22 protein-coding genes are annotated in these 21,499 nt (G+C 64.1%); 7 read left to right on the top strand and 15 right to left on the bottom strand.

The window, feature by feature from the left end; translation table 11 throughout:
- The 5 genes from RLN94_RS04290 to gst all read right to left on the bottom strand — a co-directional run.
- The coding region (locus RLN94_RS04290) for a beta-keto acid cleavage family enzyme (RefSeq protein ID WP_350123318.1) at nucleotides 1-334 on the bottom strand (334 nt) is incomplete at its 3' end.
- Between the two features lie 72 nt (nucleotides 335-406).
- Nucleotides 407-793 carry a carboxymuconolactone decarboxylase family protein gene (locus RLN94_RS04295; RefSeq protein ID WP_350123315.1) on the bottom strand — a complete coding sequence of 129 codons (387 nt, stop codon included), beginning with the start codon at nucleotides 791-793 and terminating at the stop codon, nucleotides 407-409.
- Between the two features lie 14 nt (nucleotides 794-807).
- Nucleotides 808-1,659, bottom strand: coding sequence for an ADP-ribosylglycohydrolase family protein (locus RLN94_RS04300; protein WP_350123312.1), 852 nt, complete (start codon nucleotides 1,657-1,659; stop codon nucleotides 808-810).
- A complete protein-coding gene (locus RLN94_RS04305) occupies nucleotides 1,656-2,879 on the bottom strand; it encodes a Coenzyme F420 hydrogenase/dehydrogenase, beta subunit C-terminal domain (protein WP_350123309.1) in 1,224 nt (407 codons plus the stop codon). Before RLN94_RS04305 ends, RLN94_RS04300 begins: the two co-directional genes overlap by 4 nt.
- Nucleotides 2,869-3,576: a glutathione transferase, Atu5508 family gene (gst, locus tag RLN94_RS04310; protein WP_350123306.1), complete on the bottom strand. Its 708-nt coding sequence runs from the start codon at nucleotides 3,574-3,576 to the stop codon at nucleotides 2,869-2,871. The genes RLN94_RS04305 and gst overlap by 11 nt, the downstream gene beginning before the upstream one ends.
- Before the next feature lie 235 nt (nucleotides 3,577-3,811).
- Between gst and RLN94_RS04315 the strand changes: the two genes are divergently transcribed.
- The 6 genes from RLN94_RS04315 to RLN94_RS04340 all read left to right on the top strand — a co-directional run bounded on the left by RLN94_RS04315 (nucleotide 3,812) and on the right by RLN94_RS04340 (nucleotide 9,117).
- The gene (locus tag RLN94_RS04315) at nucleotides 3,812-4,429 is read left to right on the top strand and encodes a dimethylsulfonioproprionate lyase family protein (protein ID WP_350123303.1); all 618 of its coding nucleotides are present in this window, start codon (nucleotides 3,812-3,814) and stop codon (nucleotides 4,427-4,429) included.
- A 114-nt stretch (nucleotides 4,430-4,543) separates the two neighbouring features.
- Entirely contained in the window at nucleotides 4,544-5,080 is a 537-nt protein-coding gene (locus RLN94_RS04320; protein ID WP_350123300.1) for a dimethylsulfonioproprionate lyase family protein, read from the top strand.
- 500 nt (nucleotides 5,081-5,580) lie between these two features.
- Entirely contained in the window at nucleotides 5,581-7,011 is a 1,431-nt protein-coding gene (locus RLN94_RS04325; RefSeq protein WP_350123336.1) for an ammonium transporter, read from the top strand.
- A gap of 13 nt (nucleotides 7,012-7,024) precedes the next feature.
- Complete coding sequence (locus RLN94_RS04330; RefSeq protein ID WP_350123297.1) at nucleotides 7,025-7,255, top strand: hypothetical protein; 231 nt, start codon at nucleotides 7,025-7,027, stop codon at nucleotides 7,253-7,255.
- A gap of 290 nt (nucleotides 7,256-7,545) precedes the next feature.
- Nucleotides 7,546-8,931 (top strand): ammonium transporter, encoded by a 1,386-nt coding sequence (locus RLN94_RS04335; RefSeq protein WP_350123294.1) that lies wholly within the window; start codon nucleotides 7,546-7,548, stop codon nucleotides 8,929-8,931.
- Between the two features lie 15 nt (nucleotides 8,932-8,946).
- Entirely contained in the window at nucleotides 8,947-9,117 is a 171-nt protein-coding gene (locus RLN94_RS04340; RefSeq protein WP_350123291.1) for a hypothetical protein, read from the top strand.
- Between the two features lie 85 nt (nucleotides 9,118-9,202).
- On the opposite strand, the gene RLN94_RS04345 is transcribed toward RLN94_RS04340, so the two are convergent.
- The 4 genes from RLN94_RS04345 to ectA are packed head-to-tail and all read right to left on the bottom strand — an operon-like array spanning nucleotide 9,203 to nucleotide 12,938.
- On the bottom strand, nucleotides 9,203-10,639 hold the full coding sequence (locus RLN94_RS04345; RefSeq protein ID WP_350123288.1) for an aspartate kinase: 1,437 nt from the start codon (nucleotides 10,637-10,639) through the stop codon (nucleotides 9,203-9,205).
- Nucleotides 10,640-10,659: 20 nt separating this feature from the next.
- Nucleotides 10,660-11,061, bottom strand: coding sequence for an ectoine synthase (locus tag RLN94_RS04350; protein WP_350123285.1), 402 nt, complete (start codon nucleotides 11,059-11,061; stop codon nucleotides 10,660-10,662).
- A gap of 4 nt (nucleotides 11,062-11,065) precedes the next feature.
- On the bottom strand, nucleotides 11,066-12,358 hold the full coding sequence (gene ectB, locus RLN94_RS04355; protein ID WP_350123282.1) for a diaminobutyrate--2-oxoglutarate transaminase: 1,293 nt from the start codon (nucleotides 12,356-12,358) through the stop codon (nucleotides 11,066-11,068).
- A gap of 49 nt (nucleotides 12,359-12,407) precedes the next feature.
- Nucleotides 12,408-12,938, bottom strand: a complete 531-nt coding sequence (gene ectA, locus RLN94_RS04360) for a diaminobutyrate acetyltransferase (protein WP_350123279.1) — start codon at nucleotides 12,936-12,938, stop codon at nucleotides 12,408-12,410.
- 225 nt (nucleotides 12,939-13,163) lie between these two features.
- On the opposite strand from ectA, the gene RLN94_RS04365 reads away from it, so the two are divergent.
- Nucleotides 13,164-13,640 (top strand): MarR family winged helix-turn-helix transcriptional regulator, encoded by a 477-nt coding sequence (locus tag RLN94_RS04365; protein WP_350123276.1) that lies wholly within the window; start codon nucleotides 13,164-13,166, stop codon nucleotides 13,638-13,640.
- Between the two features lie 3 nt (nucleotides 13,641-13,643).
- On the opposite strand, the gene RLN94_RS04370 is transcribed toward RLN94_RS04365, so the two are convergent.
- The 6 genes from RLN94_RS04370 to RLN94_RS04395 all read right to left on the bottom strand — a co-directional run bounded on the left by RLN94_RS04370 (nucleotide 13,644) and on the right by RLN94_RS04395 (nucleotide 21,457).
- The gene (locus RLN94_RS04370; protein ID WP_350123273.1) at nucleotides 13,644-14,951 is read right to left on the bottom strand and encodes an NAD(P)/FAD-dependent oxidoreductase; all 1,308 of its coding nucleotides are present in this window, start codon (nucleotides 14,949-14,951) and stop codon (nucleotides 13,644-13,646) included.
- Nucleotides 14,952-15,034: 83 nt separating this feature from the next.
- The gene (locus RLN94_RS04375; RefSeq protein ID WP_350123270.1) at nucleotides 15,035-16,414 is read right to left on the bottom strand and encodes a TRAP transporter large permease; all 1,380 of its coding nucleotides are present in this window, start codon (nucleotides 16,412-16,414) and stop codon (nucleotides 15,035-15,037) included.
- The gene (locus RLN94_RS04380; protein ID WP_350123267.1) at nucleotides 16,414-17,079 is read right to left on the bottom strand and encodes a TRAP transporter small permease; all 666 of its coding nucleotides are present in this window, start codon (nucleotides 17,077-17,079) and stop codon (nucleotides 16,414-16,416) included. Before RLN94_RS04380 ends, RLN94_RS04375 begins: the two co-directional genes overlap by 1 nt.
- Nucleotides 17,080-17,174: 95 nt before the next feature.
- Nucleotides 17,175-18,176, bottom strand: coding sequence for a DctP family TRAP transporter solute-binding subunit (locus RLN94_RS04385; protein ID WP_350123264.1), 1,002 nt, complete (start codon nucleotides 18,174-18,176; stop codon nucleotides 17,175-17,177).
- A 306-nt stretch (nucleotides 18,177-18,482) separates the two neighbouring features.
- Complete coding sequence (locus tag RLN94_RS04390) at nucleotides 18,483-19,715, bottom strand: sigma-54-dependent transcriptional regulator (RefSeq protein WP_350123261.1); 1,233 nt, start codon at nucleotides 19,713-19,715, stop codon at nucleotides 18,483-18,485.
- Complete coding sequence (locus RLN94_RS04395; protein WP_350168594.1) at nucleotides 19,712-21,457, bottom strand: sensor histidine kinase; 1,746 nt, start codon at nucleotides 21,455-21,457, stop codon at nucleotides 19,712-19,714. The genes RLN94_RS04390 and RLN94_RS04395 overlap by 4 nt, the downstream gene beginning before the upstream one ends.
- Nucleotides 21,458-21,499: the final 42 nt, after the last annotated feature.

Here is a 21,499-nt window from a genome sequence, read left to right on the forward strand (position 1 = left end):
TGGAGCCGACCGAGAGCGAGGCCATGTCGGGTTTCAGGGGCAGCATGCCGCCCCGCGCCTGTCCCGCGCCGGAGCGGCCGCCGGTGGAAAGCTGGACGATCATGCCGGGGCAGTGCTTTTCGATGCCTTCCTTGAGCCGGGAGAAGCGCTCGGGGTCGGAGGTGGGCGTGCCGTCATCCATCCGGACATGGCAATGGGCGATGGCAGCACCCGCCTCGAAGGCCTCCTGGGTTGACTCGACCTGCTCATCGACGGTGATCGGCACCGCCGGGTTGTCGGATTTCTGCGGCACCGAGCCGGTGATGGCCACACAGATGATGCACGGGTTGGTCATGGTTGGTTTCCCCTACGGTCTTTCGAAGGTTTACGATCTACCCCCCTGCCCCGCAAGCGGGGAGGAGCGCGGTCAGAGACCCTTCTCCTCAAGCACCTTCCTGGCGACGCGGAAGCATTCGAGGGACTGCGGCACGCCGCAATAGATGCCGACCACGTGGATGATGGCGCGGATTTCCTCCTTCGTGACGCCGTTGTTGAGCGCGCCGCGGCAGTGGATTTCCCATTCGTGCATCTTGCCCAGCGCGCCGATCATGGCCAGGTTCATCATCGAGCGGGTCTTGGGTTCGATCACGTCGTCGCCCCAGCCGAAGCCCCAGCACCAGGCGGTCATCGCCTCCTGGAACGGCCTGGTGAAATCGTCGGCCGCTTCGAGGTTCTTCTCGACATACTCGGCCCCCAGCGTCGCCTTGCGCTGTTCGAGGCCTTTCAGGAAGAGGTCTTCGTCGAATGTGCTCATGTCAGGGTCCTCCGTCACACATCAATGGGCCGCAGGACGTAAAGGTCGTCTGCAGCGGTCAGGATCTTGTCGTGGTCGTAAAGCACGGCGCGCCACTCTTCCGGGATGCCCTCGTAGCCATAGATACGGCCGGCGAGTTGGCCCGCGACAGCGCCGACCGTGTCGGCATCGCCGCCGAGGTTGACCGCGGCGAGAAGCACGTCGCGGAACGTGTCGCCCTGCGTCAGTGCCCAGAAGGCGGCGTGGAGCGTGTGGACGACATAACCGCTGGCCACCTCCGGTGGCGCATCGGGGCGCGGCAGCAGGGAGGTGTCACCGGTGACCATGAAGCGGGCCATGCTGGCGGCGGCCTTCAGACAGGTGGGGCTGGCATGGGTCAGCCGGCTTTGCATCTGGGCCACCGCCATCGCGCTGTCGACCTCCGCCCCGTAGGCCAGCACCACGGGAGCCAGCCGCATTATCCCGCCATTGCCGGATTTCGCCTCGTCCGTCGATCCGCAATATGGATTGCGGGTCTTCTCGAAGAGGTCGAGCGCCTCGGCCGTCTGGTTGCCGATGTCGAAGCAGACGCCGGTGGAGGAGAGGTAGCCGTGGCGGCGCCAGTTGACGAAGCGCTTCATGGCGTCTTCGGGATCCCAGCCATTGGCGGAGCGGAGCATCTGGGCGAGGCACATGGCCATCGAGGTGTCGTCGGTCCACTGGCCGGGCTTCAGGCTGAAGGGGCCGCCGCCGGTGATGGTGGTGACCGGCTCGTACGTGCCGCGCGGCTTGAATTCGAGCGTGGTGCCCAGCGCGTCGCCCACGGCGAGCCCGATCAGCATGCCGCGGGCCTGGTCCTGCGTGAAGGGCTTGCCAGTCTGGTTCATGGGCGCGGCAGCTTTTCGGAGAACCGGCCGGACAGGGCGCGATGATGGGCGCCCTGCTCTTCCGCCTCGTCGCCCGCATCAAGTGTGTCGAGACGGAGGCCCTCGTGGGCGTAGACCGGCCAGCCCGCGCGGGTCAGGCCGCGCAGGCGGGCGGCCATGGCGCGTTTCTTGGCAACCTGGTGAGGCTGAAAATGGTCGTAGTCGCGCGGTGTGTGATCCTTCCCGCGGATGAGGTCGCCGGCCTCGACCGCGGCCTCAATGAGGCGGTGGCCGGTGGTCGTGCGGGTGATGACGCCGTTGAAGCCCGCATCCTCGCCCTCGGGCTGAGCATCTGGCCAGATATCGGCGGCGGCCAGGTCGGCGGCCTCTCCGATGGCGTCCGGGCAGAGCTTGCAGCGGGTCTGGATCCGCCAACCCGCCTCGTCGCGCCAAAGCTCGTCATAGGTGCGCTCGAAGGCGCGGCCGTCGCTGGTTTCCACCCGGGCACGGCCCGGGTTGCCGTAGCCGCGGTAGCGGAAGACCGTGACCTCCTCCTCGGCCACGCCCAATTCGTCGAGCAACTTCCACGACTTACCGAGATCGGAGGCGCCGCCGCAGACCATGACCAGCACCGCGACCAGCAGTTTCTCGAGCCTTGGGTCGGCCTTGGCGCGGGCACGCACGGCGCCGGCGTCGCAGGGTTTGGCGATGATGGCGAAAGGTTCATCGCGGGCCAGCGCGGCTTCCAGCCCGGCCAAGGTGTCGGACGGCCCGTAGCGGGAGCCGGCGCGGCGGGCTACCTGTTCCGGCGTGTCGCTCATCACCCAGCGGGAACGGACGGGCTGGGCCGGGTCGGCCGCGCAATGGAGGATGAAACGGGCCTTGCCGCTTTTCAGCAGGTGCATGCCCAACGCGGTCAGTACGCCACCGGTGGCGGCACGAAAGCGGATTTCCGGGTCGCCTGCCCAGGCCTCGCCCATATGAACGTACCGGCCCCAGACATTGTCGTCTTCCGGACCGTTGCCCGTGGCTTCGGCGACCACGCCGGGACAGGCGGCCAGAATGGCGTCATCTGCGCCGGGGTCCTCGGGAACCAGAGGCGCCGGGCGAAGGCGCCCTTCCGCCGTCATGGTCATCTTCCAGCGGTGGGGGCCCAGCGCCTCGCACAGCCCGCAGCCTATGCAGAGCCCGTGCTCAACGACCTCGCGCACCGAGGCGGGCTGCCGCGGGTCATTCGGCATTGAGCATTTCGCGGATCGACGCCTCGATCTGCCCACCGCACCAGGCATGGCCGAAGCGCGTGTCGGTGTCGTCGCGCATGGCCGCCAGCGCGTCGGTGGACATGATCCGTTCGCCGAGCGAGTGGACATGCGGTGCGTTTGCCTCGACCAGAGGGCGCAGTTCAGGCAGTTTCGCGGTCATAGTGAACCAGAGCGTGGCAGTAACGAGGTCCGCGAGGCCCGGTTTTTCTGTGCCCAGCATGTGGCCGCTGTCGGCCTTCAACCCGTGGGCGCGGCCCGTGGCCTCGAATATCTGTGCCCAGCGCGGCAGGCGGTCTTCGGCGAAGCTGTCCCATTCCTCGCGGCTCCACATCAAACGGCCGCCGAAGCGGGTGACCTCGTCGAGCACGTCGTTGGCGTCGGCGATGATCTTGTGGGTGAGGGACGCAGGTTCCGGGTCTTGCGGCATCAGGCCGAGGGTCGTGCCCAGGTAGGCGAGCGCGGCCGGCATTTGGGCGACCGCGGTGTCGGCCCCGTGATCGACCAGCAGTGGCGGAGCCATGAAGGGGACCGGCTGACCTGTGACCTTTGCGCCCATGACGTCGGTGATGGCCTCGATGCCGGGCTCATCCCATGTCTTGCCGGCATGAGCCAGCACGGCACGGATGAACTGGCCCCGGAAGGGCAGCGGCCAGTAGTAAAGGGTATAATCTGCCATGGTTTGCCTTTCGCCAGTGTTTCCGGGTCTTGGGTCGAAACCCGAGAAAGACTTCGATCCGCTTTCTTTGCAAAGGCGTGTCTCAGCCCTTCGTTCAAGAGAAAGCGGGCGCGCCCTCACTCCCCTCTTGGTAAACCGTCTGCCCGGCGGGAGCGCAACCGGAAATCCGCCGGTATCTGAGCGCGACGGGTATGCAGCGGCAGCGCGGGTCGGCATAAAAGGGGCGTTATGACAAATGAACGGGGGTGACGTGATGGAGACGACGTGGCAGGCCTTGCTGGACGCCACAAGGGCGCTTCACCGCGACGTTCCGGAGTTGTCGGCCTTCTGCGATTTCCCAGATCCGGTGACGGCGCGTACCTGTGCCGCGAAGCACGACCCGCTCTGTGATGCCATGCTGGGGCAATCAGCGTTGCCCACCCTGCCCGCGCTGCACGCCTTCCACGAAAGCGCCATGGCCGCCGCGCGTAGCGCGCAGTGGCGCGACACCTACCGCGACACGGCGTTCGGCGAAACGCTGCACGCCCATTTCGGCAGCTTCGAGGTGGTGGGCCGGGACACGGTGCTGGGGGCCGAGGGCATGCGCAGTTTCCTCGTCTACCAGGCGCCGGGGTTTCATTACCCGATGCACCACCATCCGGCCGAGGAGATCTACCTGGTGCTGGCCGGATCGGGGGAGTTTCACATGAAAGGCCGGCCATCGCGCCGGTTGGAGGCCGGAGGGACGGCGCATCATCCGGAGAACGCGCCGCACGCCCTGACCACGCATGACGCGCCGCTTATCGCTTACGTGGTCTGGAAAGGCGATATCGAGAAGAAGCCGGTCTGGACGGAGACGGACCCGCCGACCTGACGAATGACGGCGATACTGGTCCGTTCGCGCCGTGAGGGTGCCGCGAACGGAAAAGACCGGGTTGAGCGGCTCTGGCATGGAGGAGACATGCGTTTCCCTGCCGGAGCCCTGCAGATGCTGATCGACGCCCCCTCCCCGCTCCTCGAAGCCGCCGAGACCCGCGCGTTGTTCGACACCGCGCTGGCAGCGGCGCGCGACTGGCACGCGTCCTGCCCGGTGCAGCAGGGTTTTGCGCCTTGGCCGGATGACCTGGTGTATGCCCCGCGCGAACCGGTCCGGATACCGGGACTCGCACACATGGTGAATGATCCAGGCGCAGCTTCGAATGCGTCCCGCGCCCTCAGAGACGCAATTCTCGCTGTTGCCCCCTTCGCCGAGTGGCGGCTGACCTACACCGAGGACGAGGTCGGCGCGGATTTCCTTCAGCGTTTCGGCTGGTTCGAACTGGCCGGGCCAGAGGGCCATTTCCTGACGTCCCATGCCCGGATAACGGTCGGGTTCTGGGGAGCGCACCTGTATTATCCGCGCCACCAGCATGAGCCCGAGGAGCTATACACTATCGTGTCGGGAGAGGCGCTGTTTCACGCCGATGGTGAGGAGGACCGGCTGCTGGGCGCCGGGGCCACGCGGCGCACCAGCCCCACGCGATGACCACCACCGACGCGCCGGTCCTGACGCTGGTCTACTGGCGCGGTGGGGGGTTGGCCGATCCGCCACGGCTGACGGCAGCCTGACGTCAGCATGGTGCCTTGCCGTCGGCCCGGCCCGTGTCGAACTTCGGCCAAGGGGCTTGGCGGCGATGGCGGCCGGTTCAGAATTGCTGAAATCCGCGGCAGAATCGGACAAGGCAACGGGCTTTGCTTTATGCATAAGCGCAAAGCTGCGCAGCAACACCAGCTCCGTACGAGGCCGGCCAGCGAAGGCATCAAGCCTTAAAGCGAAAATTTTATTCCTCATGTGAAAATTTTTCTATTCCGGTGCCGAAATATCTGGCAACATGCCTATCACTCATGCAGAGTTGAAACGTCTTTGGGCCATAATTGGTGCGACGAACGGCACGAATAGAAAACCAAAACTGGTCCGGATAAGTTGGGGGCCGGAATCAGACCCCCGTAAACGCGAAACGAATGTCTGAACGGGAGGACACGTCAATGGATACCGATATCGGTGCTTTGACGGTGATATTCACCGAATTTTATTACTGGGTCACCGTACCGCTCATGTTCCTGATCCACGTCGGGTTCTGCATGTACGAGGTCGGCGCGACACGGCACAAGAACCACATCCACACCTTGATGAAGAACACCATGCTGATCCCGCTGGTGACGGTTACCTTCTTCTTCTTCGGCTGGTGGATCTACTTCGCCTTCCCCAACGGGCCCGGAATCACCGGCGGCCTCACGCAATCGGACAACGCGGTGCCGTGGGGCGAACTGATGGGCACGCACCTTGGCGGGCCGGGCGTGAACGACCCGCAGGCCAAAGGGTATGGCGCCGATCTCGGGAACGGGTTCTGGGCGCGTCTGAACGGCGTGTTCTGGGCGGCGTTCCTGCTGTTCAGCTGGACGGCGGCCTCGATCGTTTCGGGCGCCACGATCGAGCGGATCCGGCCGTCGGCCTTCTGGATCCTGGCGGTCGTCATCGGTTCGTTCACCTGGATCATCGACGCGGCCTGGGGCTGGCACCCCGATGGCTGGATGGTCACGCAGCTGGGCTATCACGACGCCTATGCCTCGGGCGTGATCCACGCGATCGCGGGCGGCTTCGCGCTCGGCGTGATCTGCGTACTGGGGCCACGGATCGGCAAGTTCGCCCCGGACGGGACGCCGCGCAACATCAATCCGCACAACAAGTGGCTGGTGACGATCGGGCTGTTCCTGATCTATTGCGGCTTCTGGGGCTTCTACGTGGCTTGCAACGTTCCGATCATCGCATCGGGCGATATCGGAGCCGCCGAGGGCAGCTTTACCGCAACCACGATCTACCTGACCCCCACCACCCTGTCAGCAATCGTCTTCAACTTCCTGATGTCGCTGTCGGGCGGGTTGCTGATGGGCTATGTCGTATCGCGGGGCGAGGCGTTCTGGACCTACTCCGCGGGGCTTGCGGGCATCATCACGGCCTCGGCCGGCAATGACCTGTACCATCCGATCGAAGCGATGCTGATCGGCGCGGTGGGTGCCTATTGCGCGTACAAGCTGCACTTCTGGGTCGAGCGGACGTTCAAGATCGACGATCCGGTCGGCGCGGTTGCGGTGCACGGCTATGCGGGCTTCATCGGCCTCGTGATTGCCGGCTTCGTGTTGTGGGGCCATCCGGCAACGGCGGGCTATCACGCCGAAACCGCCCACATCACGCCGTGGGGCCAGTTCGCGGGCGCCTGCATCATGTTCATTGTGCTGGGTTTCATCCCCGCCTGGATCGTCTCGAAGATCCTGCATGGGATGGGCATGCTGCGCGTGCCGCCCGCGGTGGAGCTGGTCGGGCTCGACATGAGCGAGGAGTTGAGAGAGGAGGCCGACGCGATTGCCGTGTCGGAAGCCGATATCGAAGAGGCCAAGCGCCTCGGACTGCTGACCTGAGGAGGACGCAACAATGTCAACCACGATCGTCGAAAGCTGGTCCGGCGCGGACCTGTCGCAACTGGGCCCGATCTATCCGGGCGTCGGCTGGGAAGTGACCCTGTTCGTTCTGGGCGTGGCCTTCTGGCTGCTGTTCCACATCCTTCAGGCCCGGATCGAGAAGAAGGAGTTTGAGGTCGACGAGGCCGCAGCGCGCAGCAAGGAGCGGCTGGCAAGGGTCTTCGATGAGGAGGCGCGCGAATAGGCGCGCCACCGGGAATCGCACAAAAAACTGGCGCCGGCCCCTTGGGCCGGCGCTTTTGGTTCAATTGGCCCCTTTCCCTCCAACTCACCTCATCGCGGGTATATTCCGGGGCAAACAGACCTTCTGTCGCGGGTTCTGCTCGTATTTTCAGCTGGTTTGCCCTCTATTTCAGCAACATTGAAATTCTGTGTTGGCTTAGCATTGGTGTAGCGTTCACGCGGATTATGAACCAATTGTGAACCAAAAGGGCCGGCAAGCAAGCCCACCAACGGTACGGAGGTACGAACCACATGGAAGAGCAACTCGCGGAACTCGCGGCCAAGGTGGCCGCGATTGAATCGAAGGGGAATCTGACGAACACGATGTTCGCGGAGACCTATTACTACCTGACCATCCCGCTGATGATCATCATTCACGCCGGTTTTCTGGCCTATGAAATGGGCGCCTCGCGCGCCAAGAACGCCCTGTCTTCGGGCGTCAAGAACATCCTGGCCTTCGCCTTCGTGATCCCGGCCTTCTATTTCTTCGGGTGGTGGGTTTACTGGGCGTTTCCCACAGGACTCACGCTCTCGGCCGGTCCGAACGGGATATCCGGTGCGGAATACGCCAACGGCTTCGCGCTCGCCTGGGGCGAGGCGGCGGCCTACATGGGCCCGAACACGGAAGACCAGATCGACGGGGTCTTCTGGGGGGCCTTCACGCTTTTCGCGGCGACCACGGCCTCGATCTTCTCGGGCGCGGTGATCGAGCGCATACAGACAGTCGGCTTCGTGCTCCTTGCCATTGTGCTGGGAGGGTTCAGCTGGACCCTGGCAGCCGCCTGGGGCTGGCACGCCGATGGCTGGCTGATCCAGCAATGGGGCGTGCATGACTTCGGGGCCGCGGGGCTTGTTCACGCTGTCGCGGCCTTCTTCGCCCTCGGCGTGCTGATCAACCTCGGCCCGCGGATCGGCAAGTTCAACGAGGACGGCACGGCCAATCACCTCGCCGGGCACAACATGCCGTTCACGGCCACCGGCCTGATGCTCATCGTCGTGGGGTTCTGGGGCTTCCTGATGGCCTGTCTCGTCGTGGGCGGCGAAAGCTGGTCCTGGGGCAGCAACTTCTCGACCATCTATGGCACGCCCACCAATCTCGGCGCACTCAGCTTCAATATCCTGATGGGTGTTGCGGGCGGCATCATCGGGGCGTGGTCGCTGACGCGCGATCCGTTCTGGATGATGTCGGGCGCACTGGCCGGCCTGATTTCGGTGGCCTCGGGGCTCGACATCTACTTCCCGTCGATCACTTTCGTCATCGCCATGGTGGCGGGTCTGATGCTGAAACCGGCTGCGACATTCCTCGAAAGCTTCGGCATCGACGATGCCGTGGGCGCGGTCACCGTGCATGGTACGATGGGCGTGTTCGGGATGCTGATGCTGGGCATCCTCGGCAGCGGCTACCCTGCCCTGCTCGGCGAGAATGCCCCGACAGTCAGCATCGTCGGCCAGCTTGTGGGCACGGTCGTCTTCGTCGCGATCGGGTTCAGCTCGGGCTACGCAGGGTCGCTCATCCTCAAGATGGTCGGCATGCTTCGCGTGCCGGAAGCGGCCGAAATCGCCGGTCTCGACACGGTCAAAGTGCCGGCTCAGGCCTATCCGGAGGGCATCATGGCATCGCCCCCGGCATCCAAGTAACAGGAGGACTGAAAGATGGGATTTCCCTTTGACACACCGACATGGGATGGCGTTTCCGGCGCGATCTTCATGGGCGTCGGAAGCTCGGCCCCGGCTGTCTTTTCGTTCATCGCGATCGTGATGGCCGTGCTGGCGCTGGTCTTCGGCCAGAAGACGGAAGCCGGCAAGTATCGCAGCCACAAGTAGGGTTGCATCAGCCTAAAAAATGAGACGCCCCGCCGGCCATCATCCGGCGGGGCGCCTTCTTAGAGCGGAGCAGATGCGGCAGCGGTCACGCCACCCGCGCCAGCCCCGCCCCGCTCTTTCCCGAAACGAACTTCTCGTGCAGGCATTTCACCGCATCGTCGGCCGCATCGCGCGGAACGACGAACTGTACATCGACATTGCGCGGCGTCTGTTGGGCGGCGACCACGTCGATGCCCGCTTCGTGCAACGCCTGGAGGCCCTGGCCCAGCACCCGCTCGCCGGTCAGGTCGCGGCCGATGACCGCCACCAGCGATACGGCGCGGGCCGTGACCTCGGCCTGAGGATAGATTTCCTCGATGTCACGGATCACGCGCTTGGCCGTCTTGAGCGAAGCCTGGATGTAGTGCGTGATGTTGTTCGCGTTCGAGGTTTTCGACACGATCCACACGTTGTGGCGCTTGAGGGCCTCGAGCGCGGTGGCGTCGTAGCCTTTGACGCCCACCATGTCCTGTTCGAACAGCTCGAGGGCGACCACACCGAGGCCGGTGACGATCTCGACGCCGGGGTTTTCGGCCTTCTCCTCGTCGATCAGCGTGCCCGGATCGCCCGGCTCGAACGCGTTGGTGACGCGCAGGGTGATGCCGGCGCGGCGCAGGATCTTGGCGGCGTTGGGGTGGATGGCCTCCATCCCCATGTTCGCCAACTGGTCGGCCACGTCGTAGTTGGTGTGACCCAGCTTGCGCGCGTTCTCGACGCCCACGAGGCCCGGATCGGCCGAGGACAGGTGGAATTCCTTGTGGATGATCGCCTCGTGCGCGCCGGTGTGGGCGGCGATGTTCGAGAAGGTCACCTCGGAGTAGCCGCGGTCGTATTCGCGCATCAGCCCTTCGGTGCACTGGGCATAGCCCGTGACGATGGGCAGCTCGCGCGTCAGGTCGATGTCGTCGAGCCCGGCGGCGATGCGCTCTTCCAGCGTGTGCTCGGCCTCGTCGCGCCAGCCGCTGAGGTCGACGAACCGGGCGTCGACACCGTTGCGCTGCAGCAGCAGCGCGGTGACGAAGGCCGAATGCGCCTCGCCCAGGCCCGAGAGAAGCTCCCGGATCACCAGCATGTGGCTGGACAGGCGGAAATGACCGAAGGAGCAGAGTCGCTGAAGATCGAAAAGGCACGAGCGCGCGCCTTCGACCCGTTCGCGGACGAACTCGTCGGCCATGTTCTGGTCGCCGGGGTGGCTGAGCACCTTGCGGTGCGCCTCGCACATGGCATCGCCGACGGACGAGAGCGCATCGAGCCAGCCATGGTCGTTGTCGTCATTTGCGAACAGGCCATAGACGCCGGGGCGGCCCGATTTCTTGTGCTCGAGCAGAAGGTCGGTGATGCCGCCAAAGGCCGAGACGACGAAGATGCGGTGATAGAGATCGGCTCCTTCGCGCCCCCCGATCAGCAGCGTGTCGAGCAACTCGTCCACGCGGCTCATCGAGGTGCCGCCGATCTTCTCGACGGTATGCTTGGGAAAACTCATGACGTTATTCCTTTCGGCGATCAGTCCGCCAATTCTTCCGCGGCGGCGTAGGAGCCGTCTTCGCGGTGTACCTCGTTGCCGGTCACCGGCGGGTTGAACACACAGGCCATGACCAGTTCTTCCTCGGCCCGCAGGACGTGACGGTCATGCTTGTCGAGCGCGTACATCACGCCCGGCTTGATCTCGTGTGTTTCCCCGGTGGCGAGGTCGGTGATCGACCCCTTGCCGGACATGCAGTACACGCTCTCGAAATGGTTCTTGTACTCGAACGTATGTTCCGAGCCGGTGTTCAGGAAAGTGATGTGAAACGAGAACCCCATCTTGTCATCGGCCAGGAGCATCCTGACCGACGACCAGTCTGCGTCGCTGACGACGCGATCTTTGTGGTTTTCGACGATATCGTTGAAATCTCTGACAATCATCTTGTTACTCCGCTGCCATCTTTGTGGAGGTCGAGGCGTCGCGTGCCGCCTCGAGCAGGATGTCGAGCCCCTTGCGGAAGGTATCTTCCGGCGTGGTGAGGGGGGCCAGCACCTTGACGACCTCGTCGTCGGCGCCCGAGGTCTCGATCACGAGACCCTTCTCGAAGGCGCGGGCACAGATATCGCCCGCCAGGTCGCCGGAACCCACGTCGACGCCCTGCATCAGGCCGCGGCCCTTGAGGCGCGCGCCGGGGATGATGTCGGCGATGGCTTGCAGGCCGTCTGTCAGGATTTTGCTCTTGCCCCGGACCTCTTTCGCGAAGTCTTCGGTCTTCCAAAACTTCTCGAGCGCGACCCGGCCCGTGACGAAGGCGTGGGTGTTGCCACGGAACGTGCCGTTATGCTCGGCGGGCTTCCAGATATCGTGCTCGGGCTTGATCAGAAGCGCGGCGAACGGCAGGCCGAAGCCCGACAGCGATTTCGCCTGGGTGATCATGTCTGGGTCGATCCCGGCCTCCTCGAAGGCGAAGTAGGTGCCCGTGCGGCCGCAGCCCGACTGGATGTCGTCGACGATCAGCATGGCGCCATACTTGCGGGCCAGCCGTTCGACACCCTGCATCCATTCTTTGGACGCGGCAGTGAGGCCGCCCTCGCCCTGCACCGGCTCGAAAATGAACGCGGCGGGCGCGTCGATGCCGGACGAGGAATTGTCGAGCATCATCTCGGCTTGTGCCAGCGTGTCGACATCGTCGCCAAGCGCGCCTTCGAAGGGGAAGTGGGTGACGTCGCCCAGCGCGCCGCCACCGGCGCCACCACGCTTGCCGGCGTTACCGGTCAGCGAGAGCGCGCCCATCGTCATGCCGTGGAAACCGTTGGTGAAGGCCACGATGTTGCGGCGGCCGGTGACCTTGCGGGCGAGCTTCATCGCCGCCTCGACGGCGTTGGTGCCGGTCGGGCCGGTCATCATGATCTTGTGGTCCATGCCGCGCGGCTTGAGGATGATGTCCTCGTACGCTTCGAGGAAGCGGGCCTTCTCGGTGGTGTACATGTCTAGCCCGTGGGCAATGCCGTCGCCCGAGATATGCTCGATCAGGGCGGCTTTCATGTCGGGGTCGTTGTGCCCGTAGTTGAGCGACGAACACCCGGCGAGGAAGTCGATATAGGTTTTGCCGTCGGCATCGGTGAGTTCCGAGCCTTGGGCCTTTGTGAAGACCGTGTCGAAGCTGCGGCAGTAGCTGCGCGCCTCGGATTCGCGGCGTTCGAATACAGATTTGTCGGCTGACGTGTCAGTCGGCATGGCGTGTCCTTTGGTTTGATGGATTTGAAGCGGAAGGCGGGCAGCCCCTTCAGGCTACCTTCTTCAGTTCTTCCGCGAGGTCGATGGTGACCATGTATTCGGTGTTGTGTTTTCCACGGAAGTGCAGGGCCTCACCGAAATAGGCCTGCGAGGAAAGCCGCGCGTCCTGCTGTTTCGCGAATTTGCGGAACAGCTTCCACGAGGCAGAGTTCGAGCGCGTGATGGTGGTCTGGATGCGCTCGACATCCTTGCAAATGTCGCGCTGCAAAAGGCCCTTAAGCATCAGGGTGCCAAGACCCATGCCGCGCGCTTCGGAAGAGACGGCGACCTGCCAGACGAACAGCGTCGAGGGATCGTTCGGCATGACGTAGGCCGAAACCCAGCCCGCCGGCTTGCCGCCAAGCTCCGCCAGAACGCATGTATCGCGGAAGTGGTCGCACTGGATCAGGTTGCAATACATCGAGTTCTCGTCGAGCGGCTTGCAGGCCCTGATCAGCGACCAGATATCCGCGCCATCCTCCGGCACGGGCTTTCGCAACGAGGGCGTCGCTTTGTCGATCAGTTCGAGCGTGTGTCGCATCGGTCTGCTGTCTCCTCAGTTTTGCTTTGAATAGTAAAGTAGTTTCCCCCACCTCGAACTTCAAGGTGCAAAGCAAACTTTAGTGGAATGTCGCGCGCGTACGGAAAAGCAGCGCATTTCGCCCTTTAATTCATTGCCTTTGCTTCACTCTGCAAAGCATTTTCGTGGATTGCCGAAATATAATTATTATGTGACTGTAAAGTAAAACGCCTTGCGGAGTCGCCCATGAAACGCATTGATACCTGCCTTATCGCCCTGCGCAGAATCCTTCGCGCGACCGACACCTATGCCCGCGACCTTGCCCAGTCGGCCGGGCTGACGGCGGTGCAGTTCCGGGTGTTGCAGTTGATCGCCGAGCGCGGGCGCTGTACCGCCACGGAAATCTCGCACCGGATGATCGTGTCGCAGGCCACGGTGACGGCCCTGGTGGACAAGCTGGTCAAGAAGGGGCTGGTGGTGCGCGAGAAGTCGAGCACCGATCGGCGGCAGACCAACATCATCCTGACCGAAGAAGGCCGTGCGACGGTCGACAACGCGCCCGATGCGCTTCAGCAGCAGTTCGTCGCAAGGTTCGAAGAGCTGGAAGATTGGGAGCAGTCGATGATCGTGGCCTCGCTGGAAAGGGTGGCGACGATGCTGAACGCCGCCAACCTCGACGCCTCGCCCGTGCTGGATTCCCGAGAGTTCCGCAACGGGGTGTGAGGCTCAGCGCGCTTTGGCGTTGTCGAGGCGGTCGACCACTTCCCGGTACCAGATATCCGCGGCCTTGAGGAAATGCGGCCTTGCGAAGGGGTGCAGGATATCCCGCCGCAGGGTCGTGTCGGCATAGGCGGTGGCGCCCCGCGGATCGCCCAGCGCGCGATAGGCGGCCTTGGCCCCCAGGTAGGGCGCCATGACGGTGCCGGAGCCCGAGAAGCCCATGGCATAATGCAGGCCCCGATCTTCGCCCACATGCGGCATGTGGTTGAAGCTGAAGCCGGTATTGCCCCACCAGGCGTGGCTGATCCGCGCCTCCGACAGTTCGGGCCAGACGCTGAGCATGGTCGCACGCAGGCGTTTCGCGGCCTGTTGCATAGGTATCTCGCGCATCGAAGCCCGCCCGCCCCAGAGGATGCGCTTGCCGTCGGGGGAGAGGCGGAAATAGCTGTGCCGGGCCCGGGTTTCGACCATCATGCGCCGCCCCGGCGCCAGGTGGCCCAGCAGGTTGGACGGCAGTTCCTCGGTCGCGATTAGGTAGGACGGCAGCGGAAAGACCCGTGCGACGTGCCAGCGGAAGAGCGGCGTGGTGTAGCCGTTGGTGCATAGGATGACCTTTTCGGCGCGCACCGTGCCCTTGGGCGTTTTGACCGTGAAACGGTTGCCGGCGCGCTCGAGTGCGGTGACCTCGGCCTTGCCGGTCAGCGTGATGCCCCGGCGGGTCACGGTGTTGCGCAGGCCCTGGTGGTACTTGGCCGGGTGCAGGCCGCAATGTTCAGGGAAATACAGGCCACCGAAATAGCGGGGTGTTTCGATATGCTGGCCGAGCGCGTCACGTTCGACGGTGGAGATGTCCACGTCGCTCTTTTCCGAGACATGCCGGGCCAGCGTCTTCTGGTTCTGGAAATGCTCTTTCGTCCACGCCAGCTGGATGCGGCCGGTCTGCTGCAGGTCGCATTCGATGCCTTCCCGGTCGATGAGCCCTTTCGCCCAGTCGAGCGCCGGCTTGGCTTCGGCAAAGAGCGCGTCGGCCACCTGTGGCCCGAACTTGTCGGCAAGGGCCTTCCAGCCCAGCCGGGGATGCGCCCCCAGCATGCCGCCGTTGCGGGTCGAGGCGCCCTGCCCCGGCTCGGCCTTGTCCACGACGACCACGGATGCCCCGCAATCATGTGCGGCGATGGCCGCCGAAAGGCCGGCATAGCCCGCCCCGATGACCAGGACGTCGCAATCCTGTGGCAGCGTGTCATCCGCCGGATCGTTTTTCAGGACCTCCCACCAATACGGGGTGCCGGGTTCGGATTCGTCGTTCCACTGCATCGGGTGTTCCCTCGTTGACCGGGCCGACTATCGGGCGGGTCAAGCGGCTTGTCCATGACACAACTGCGACAAACCGGGCGTTCCTAGTTCGTGATGATCTCAGGCCCCATGAAGGTGTTGGGCAACACCGTCGAGATCCACGGGATATAGGTGATCATGATCAGGAAGACGAAGAGCACCGCGAGGAACGGCAGCGCCGCCCGCACCACGGCCATCATCGGCATGCCGGCCACGCCCGAGGTCACGAAGAGGTTCAGACCGACCGGAGGGGTGATCATCCCGATCTCCATGTTCACCACCATGATGATGCCGAGGTGAATCGGATCGATGCCCAGTTCGATGGCGATGGGGAAGACCAGCGGTGCCACGATCACCAGAAGGCCGGAAGGCTCCATGAACTGCCCGCCGATTAGCAGGATCACGTTGACCACGATCAGGAACATGACGGGGCCGAACCCGGCGTTGAGCATCGCGCCGGCGATCTGCTGCGGGATCTGCTCGTCGGTGAGCACGTGCTTGAGGATCAGCGCGTTGGCGATGACGAAAAGCAGTGTCACCGTCAGCTTGCCGGCCTCGAACAGCGTGTGCTTGGTGTCCGGGTGCACGAAGGCCGTCACGAGCGCGTAGGGCTTGCGCAGAAGGCTCAGGTTGCCGCCCTGCTCTTTCCCGACGGCCAGCGGCCCCATGTCCTTGTAGACGAAGCAGGCGATGAAGAAGGCGTAGACGGCGGCGACGGCCGCGGCCTCGGTCGGGGTGAAGATGCCCCCGTAGATACCGCCGAGGATGATGACGATCAGGAACAGGCCCCAGGCCGCGTCGCGCCCGGAGGCGAAGATTTCGCCCCAACCCTGCCAGTCGCCCTTGGGCATGTTGCGCACGCGGGCGACCACGTAGATCGCCGTCATCAGCATCAGCCCGGCCAGCAGCCCGGGAATGACACCGGCAAGGAACATCCGGCCCACTGACACCTCGACCGCCGCGGCATAGACCACCATCACGATCGAGGGCGGGATGAGGATGCCCAGCGTGCCGGCATTACAGATCACCCCGGCCGCGAAGTCGCGGGTGTAGCCCACCTGCCGCATGCCCGCGATTACGATCGTGCCGATGGCCACGACGGTGGCGGGCGAGGAGCCCGACAGCGCCGCGAAGAGCATGCAGGCGAAGACCCCGGCGATGGCAAGTCCGCCATGCAGGTGCCCGACGCAAGCGATCGAGAAGCGGATGATCCGTTGGGCAACCCCGCCGGTCGTCATGAAACTCGAGGCGAGGATGAAGAAGGGAATGGCCAGCAGGGTATAATGCCCTTCGAAGGCGCTAAAGAGGGTTTGCGCCACCGACGCCATCGAACTGTTCGAGAACCACAGCAGGAACAGGATCGAGCTGAGCCCCAACGAGACGGCAATCGGTACGCCGACAAGCAGCAGGCCGATCACCATGACAAAAAGCAGAAGAACTTCCATCAGTCACGATCCCCCTGTTGGGCACGAGCCTGATCGAGTTCGTCTTCCACCTCGTGGCTGGCAACGATGCGGTCGACCTCGCCACGCCAGATTTGCACGGCGACCTGCGCGAAACGGAAGGTCAGCAGTGCCAGCGATAGGGGCAGGACCGCGTATGGGATCGCCTTGGGCATTTTCTCGTAGGATTCCCCAAAGTTGATCCAGTCTTCCAGGAAACGGAGGATGGCGGGCATGGGAATGTCCTGCACCTCGTACCAGCCCTGGCCACGGAAATCGGTGTCGAAACCGGTCGGGAACCAGCGGCCTGTGGTGGGCGGAAGCTCTGCATAGACCGACCAGTAGTCCCACGCGCCTTTCAGCAGTAGCAGCGAAAAGACGATACAGCAGGCGACCGAAAACAGTGCCATGGCCTTGCGCACCGGCGGGGACACGATGTTGACGATGGCGTCGACGCCAAGATGGCTTTGCTTCTTGACGGCGTAGGAGGCCCCCAGAAGCACGAGCCAGCCGAACATGAACACGGTCAGTTCAAGCGCCCATAGAATGTTCGAGTTGAATACGTACCTGGCGATCACGTTGGAGAACGTCACCACCGTCATTGCGCCGAGAAGCACGGCGATCACCGTTTCCTCGATCTTGTCCACGAAGCTGTGTTCGTGTTGCATCTGTCCCCTCCTCCCGCAAGCGTGTTGCGAAAAGGGCGGGCCCGGTCGTGTCAGGCCCGCCCCGTGAGGTGCGCGATATCACGCACCAGTCAGGCTTACATGCTGGCGTTGATTTCCTGCGCCGCGTCGATGTTTTCCTGGCCCACGTCGTCGGTGAACTGATCCCAGACCGGTTTCATCGTCTCGACCCACTTGGCACGCTGGTCGGCGTCGAGCTCACGCACGGTGCCGCCGGCGTCGATGATCGCCTGCTTGGCTTCTTCGTTCACCTTGGTGGATTCCTTGTTCCGGGTCTCGGTGACCTCGGAGACGATGGTCAGGAACTGGTCACGCACTTCGGGCTCGAGGCTGTCGAGCCAATCCACGCTGGTCACGACGAGATAGTCAATGATGCCGTGGTCGGTGTTGGTCACGCCGTCCTGCACCTCGAAGAACTTCTTGCCGTAGATGTTCGACCAGGTGTTCTCCTGCCCGTCGACAACGCCCTGCTGCAGCGCGCCGTAGACCTCGGAGAAGGCCATCTTCTGCGGGCTGGCGCCAAGTGCTTCCATCTGAGCCACGAGCACGTCGGAAGACTGCACGCGGAACTTGAGGCCCTCGGCATCGGACGGTTCCAGCAGCGGAACGTTGGCCGACATCTGCTTCATGCCGTTATGCCAGTAGGCCAGCCCCTGAAGGCCACGGCGCTGCATGCTGTCGAGAAGTGCCTGCCCGGCGTCGGAGGCCTGAAATTCCTCCACGGCGTTGATGTCCTTGAACATGAAGGGCAGGTCGAAGATGCGGAACTGCTTGGTGAACTTCTCGAATTTCGACAGCGAGGGCGCGGCCAGTTGCACGTCGCCCTGAAGCATGGCTTCAAGCACCTTGTTGTCGTCATAGAGCGTGGAGTTCGGGAAGACCTCCATGCACATGGTGCCGTCCATCTCGTCGTTCACGCGCTGTTCGAGCAGCGACGCGGCGATCCCTTTGGGGTGTTTATCGGTGTTGGTGACGTGGCTGAACTTGACGACGATCTCGCCATCGTCGCAGGCGGCACTTACGGCGGTGGCCGAAACGGACAGGGCCAGCGCTGTGGTGGCAGCGGTCAGAAATTTCATGGTCTGGTCTCCTCCCAATATGAGACATTGCAAGACAGCCCCCTGACGGGGGCGGTGTTCTGACTCTTTGTCGGGAAGGCAGGACCGCTCAAGGGAAACTTGAAACTCGTCCATGTGAACTCAGAAAACACATTCTAATTAATGCTTTAGACGTCACGTTTAATTTCAGCATCAGGCGCGCGGTCAACGCCTGTGCGGAATTCCGCACATGGTCTTGGCGACTTTGTGCGGAATTTCGCACACCGCTTCGGCAGGGATTCTTTGCCGCCAGCCCGCACGGCACGTGATATCGCGGCCTTCTGCCACTCAGTCGCGACGGTAGTCGTCGGGCCTGATCCCGTAGCGCGCAAGCTTGTCGTAGAAGGTCTTGCGCGGCAGCTTCAATGCCTTGGCAGCCTCCGATGCGCGGCCGTTCTGCCGCCCCAGAGCGGCGATAAGCAGCGAGCGTTCGACTCGCGCCATCTGTTCGGCGAGGCCCAGTTCGGCGGCGGCCGCGGCCTCCTCGGGCATGCCCAGCACGAAGCGCATGGCCGCCGACATCAGCGAGCGCGCATTGCCGGGCCAGTCCTGCGCCATGAGGCGGGCCATGTGGTCGGGGGTGATCTCCGGCACCGGGATGCCCGCCTGTTCGGCGGCCTGTGCCACGTAATGCGAGAAGAGTACGGGGATATCCTCGGGCCGCTCGGCCAGGGCCGGGATACGCACAGGCGTCACGTCCAACCGGTAGTAGAGTTCGGCATTCATGCGCCCGACCTCGACCTCGGCGGCAAGATCGGCGGTGGTACCGGCGATGAGACGAACGTTATCGCCACCTTCGAGCTTCTCGGCCAGCGCATACTGGGTGGCACCCGGAAGGGTGGAGATGTCGTCGAGGAAAAGCGTGCCTCCGGCGGCGGCGCTGAACGCCTGATCGAGGGCCGAACCGTCCATACCCGACGAGGAGCGCTTGACGAACGGCCCCCGCGCGAGCGGTGACAGGAGGTGGATGACCTCGGCCACTTTCGACACGCCGGCACCCGGCGGGCCGGTCACCAGCACCTCGACCCCCATCGGCGCCACCGCGCGCACGCGTGCGCGCAGGTCATCCGCCATCGCCGATGTGCCGAACAGCATGCGCGCTGCCGGGTCCCCCGTCTGCAACTGCGCCTTAAGCCGGCGGTTTTCCAGAACCAGCCGGCGGGTAGAGAGCGCGCGTTGCAGGACCGGGACCAGGTCGTCGGGAGCGCAGGGTTTCTCGAGGAAGTCGAAAGCGCCCTGCCCCATCGCTTCCACCGCCATGGGAATGTCACCCTCGCCCGTCAGCAGGATCACGGGCAATTCCGGATCGATGCCGATCGCGTAGTTCAGCAGGTGGAAGCCGTCGCGGCCCGGCATCCGGATATCGGACAGGATCACGCCCGGAAAATCATCCGCGATATGGTCCTTCGCCTCGATGAAAGAGCCGGCCGGCCGCGCCGACAGATCCGCCAGTTCCAGCGATTGCACCAGCGCCTCGCGCACCGCGGCATCGTCGTCAACAACCAGAACATCCACCGTCATGCCGCCGCCTCTTCCTGCCAGGGTTCGAGTTCGACCGTCATGATGGCACCGCCCTCCGGAGCGTTCGTTCCGCGAATATTGCCGCCGAAGCTTTGAACTAGGCCGTAGGAGATCGAGAGACCGAGCCCCATCCCGTCATCGCTACCCACGGCCTTCGTCGAGTAGAACGGCTCGAACATCTTGTCCGGATCGCTGATACCGGGGCCGATGTCGCGCACGGTCACGCTCAGCGGTGGGCCGGCCTGGATAGCGATGCCGATGCGCTTGTCTGCCTGGGCCGACATGGCGTCGGCGGCATTGTTGATCAGGTTGACGAAGACTTGCACCAGCCGCACCTCGCCGCCCAGCGCATGGACAGGGTGCGAGGGCGGCTGCCAGTCGAGCGTGACGCCGTCCTTTCGCAAGCGGGATTCGGTCAGTTCGGCCGCCGTATCGATGACCTGCACGAGATCGACCTTCCCCATCGGTTCGCTCTCGTTTCGGGCAAAGGCGCGCAGGTTCTTGATGATGCGCGCGGCACGGGCGGCCAGTTGCGAGATACGGTGGAGATTCTCGCCCGCCGCATCGGTTCGGCCCTTGGCAAGGAACGACCCGCCGTTGTCAGCGAATTGCTGGATCGCCATCAGCGGCTGGTTCAACTCGTGGCTGATGCCGGCGCTCATCTGGCCCAGAGCGGAAAGCTTGCCCGCCTGCACCAGCTCGTCCTGGGCGCGCTTTAGGGCGGCTTCGGCCTCTTCCCGTTCCTGTACTTCGTGGCGCAGGGCGATGTTGGCGTCCGACAGCTCTGCCGTGCGTTCGGCCACGCGCGTTTCAAGCTGGGCATTGGCGCGGGCCAGCGTACGGCGGCGTTCGCCGAGTAGCAAGAGCACGGCACCGAAGGCCAGGCAGATCACCGTGAAGACAGAGGTCTGGAGCCATGCGATGCGGCGGGCGGGCGCAGTGTCGACAAGGGCGTGGCCGGTCATGCCGATCACCGGCTCGTCGCGTTCAAGATGCAGCGCGGCGCGCGGAAGGTAATCGCCCCAGTCCATGTGCCAGATCTCATAGTCGCCGCGGCGGATGGCGCTGAACTCCGGCGCCGGGTCTACGGGCGGGGCCAGTGCCGCGCCGTCCTGGCGCGGCTGCCAGCCCAAGATCTCCTGGCGGTTCGACAGGAAGATGCGGCCCTCCGGATCGGTAAAGAAGACCGGGGGCTGGCCGCCGATCCAATCCCATTCGACCTCCATCATGTCGACCAGCGCGATAATGCTTCCCTTCACCCCCTCCGGCCCGAAGGCGGGGGCGGCAAAGGCGTAGACCCGGCGACCGTCTGGCCCGAGCCGTCCGTAGAAGGTGCCGAGCGCCCCGCGCATGGCGCGTCGGAAATACCGGCTGCCGGCGGGACGCAGGATGACATCGCCTGCCCGCGCGAGCACCGTTCCGGCGGTGTCAGTATAGAAGAGGGCCAGCGCCCCGCTCTTGTCCGCTGCGTCCTGCAGGACCCAGTCGGCCCGGGCGACCCCGTCTTCGGCGGTGAGGTCGTCGAATACCGGATGTTCGGTCATCAGCACGGCCAGTTCGCGGAAGCGGCGCAGCTCCCCGGTGAACCGGTCGGAGGCAAGGGCAAGGTCGGCACGGCCCTGCTTTTCGAGCTGCGCCATCGCCTGGATATGCGCATAATGCCAGATGCCCGCCGCGATGGCGGCGACCGCGCCAAGGAACAGGGCGACCACGAGCAGTCTGGTGCGCAGCATCTTCGTCATTGCGATGTTCTAGCAAGCCAATCACCGGCTTGACCAGTCGCC

Source organism: Roseovarius sp. (assembly GCF_040223625.1).
In the GTDB taxonomy this organism is placed as follows: Bacteria; Pseudomonadota; Alphaproteobacteria; order Rhodobacterales; family Rhodobacteraceae; genus Roseovarius.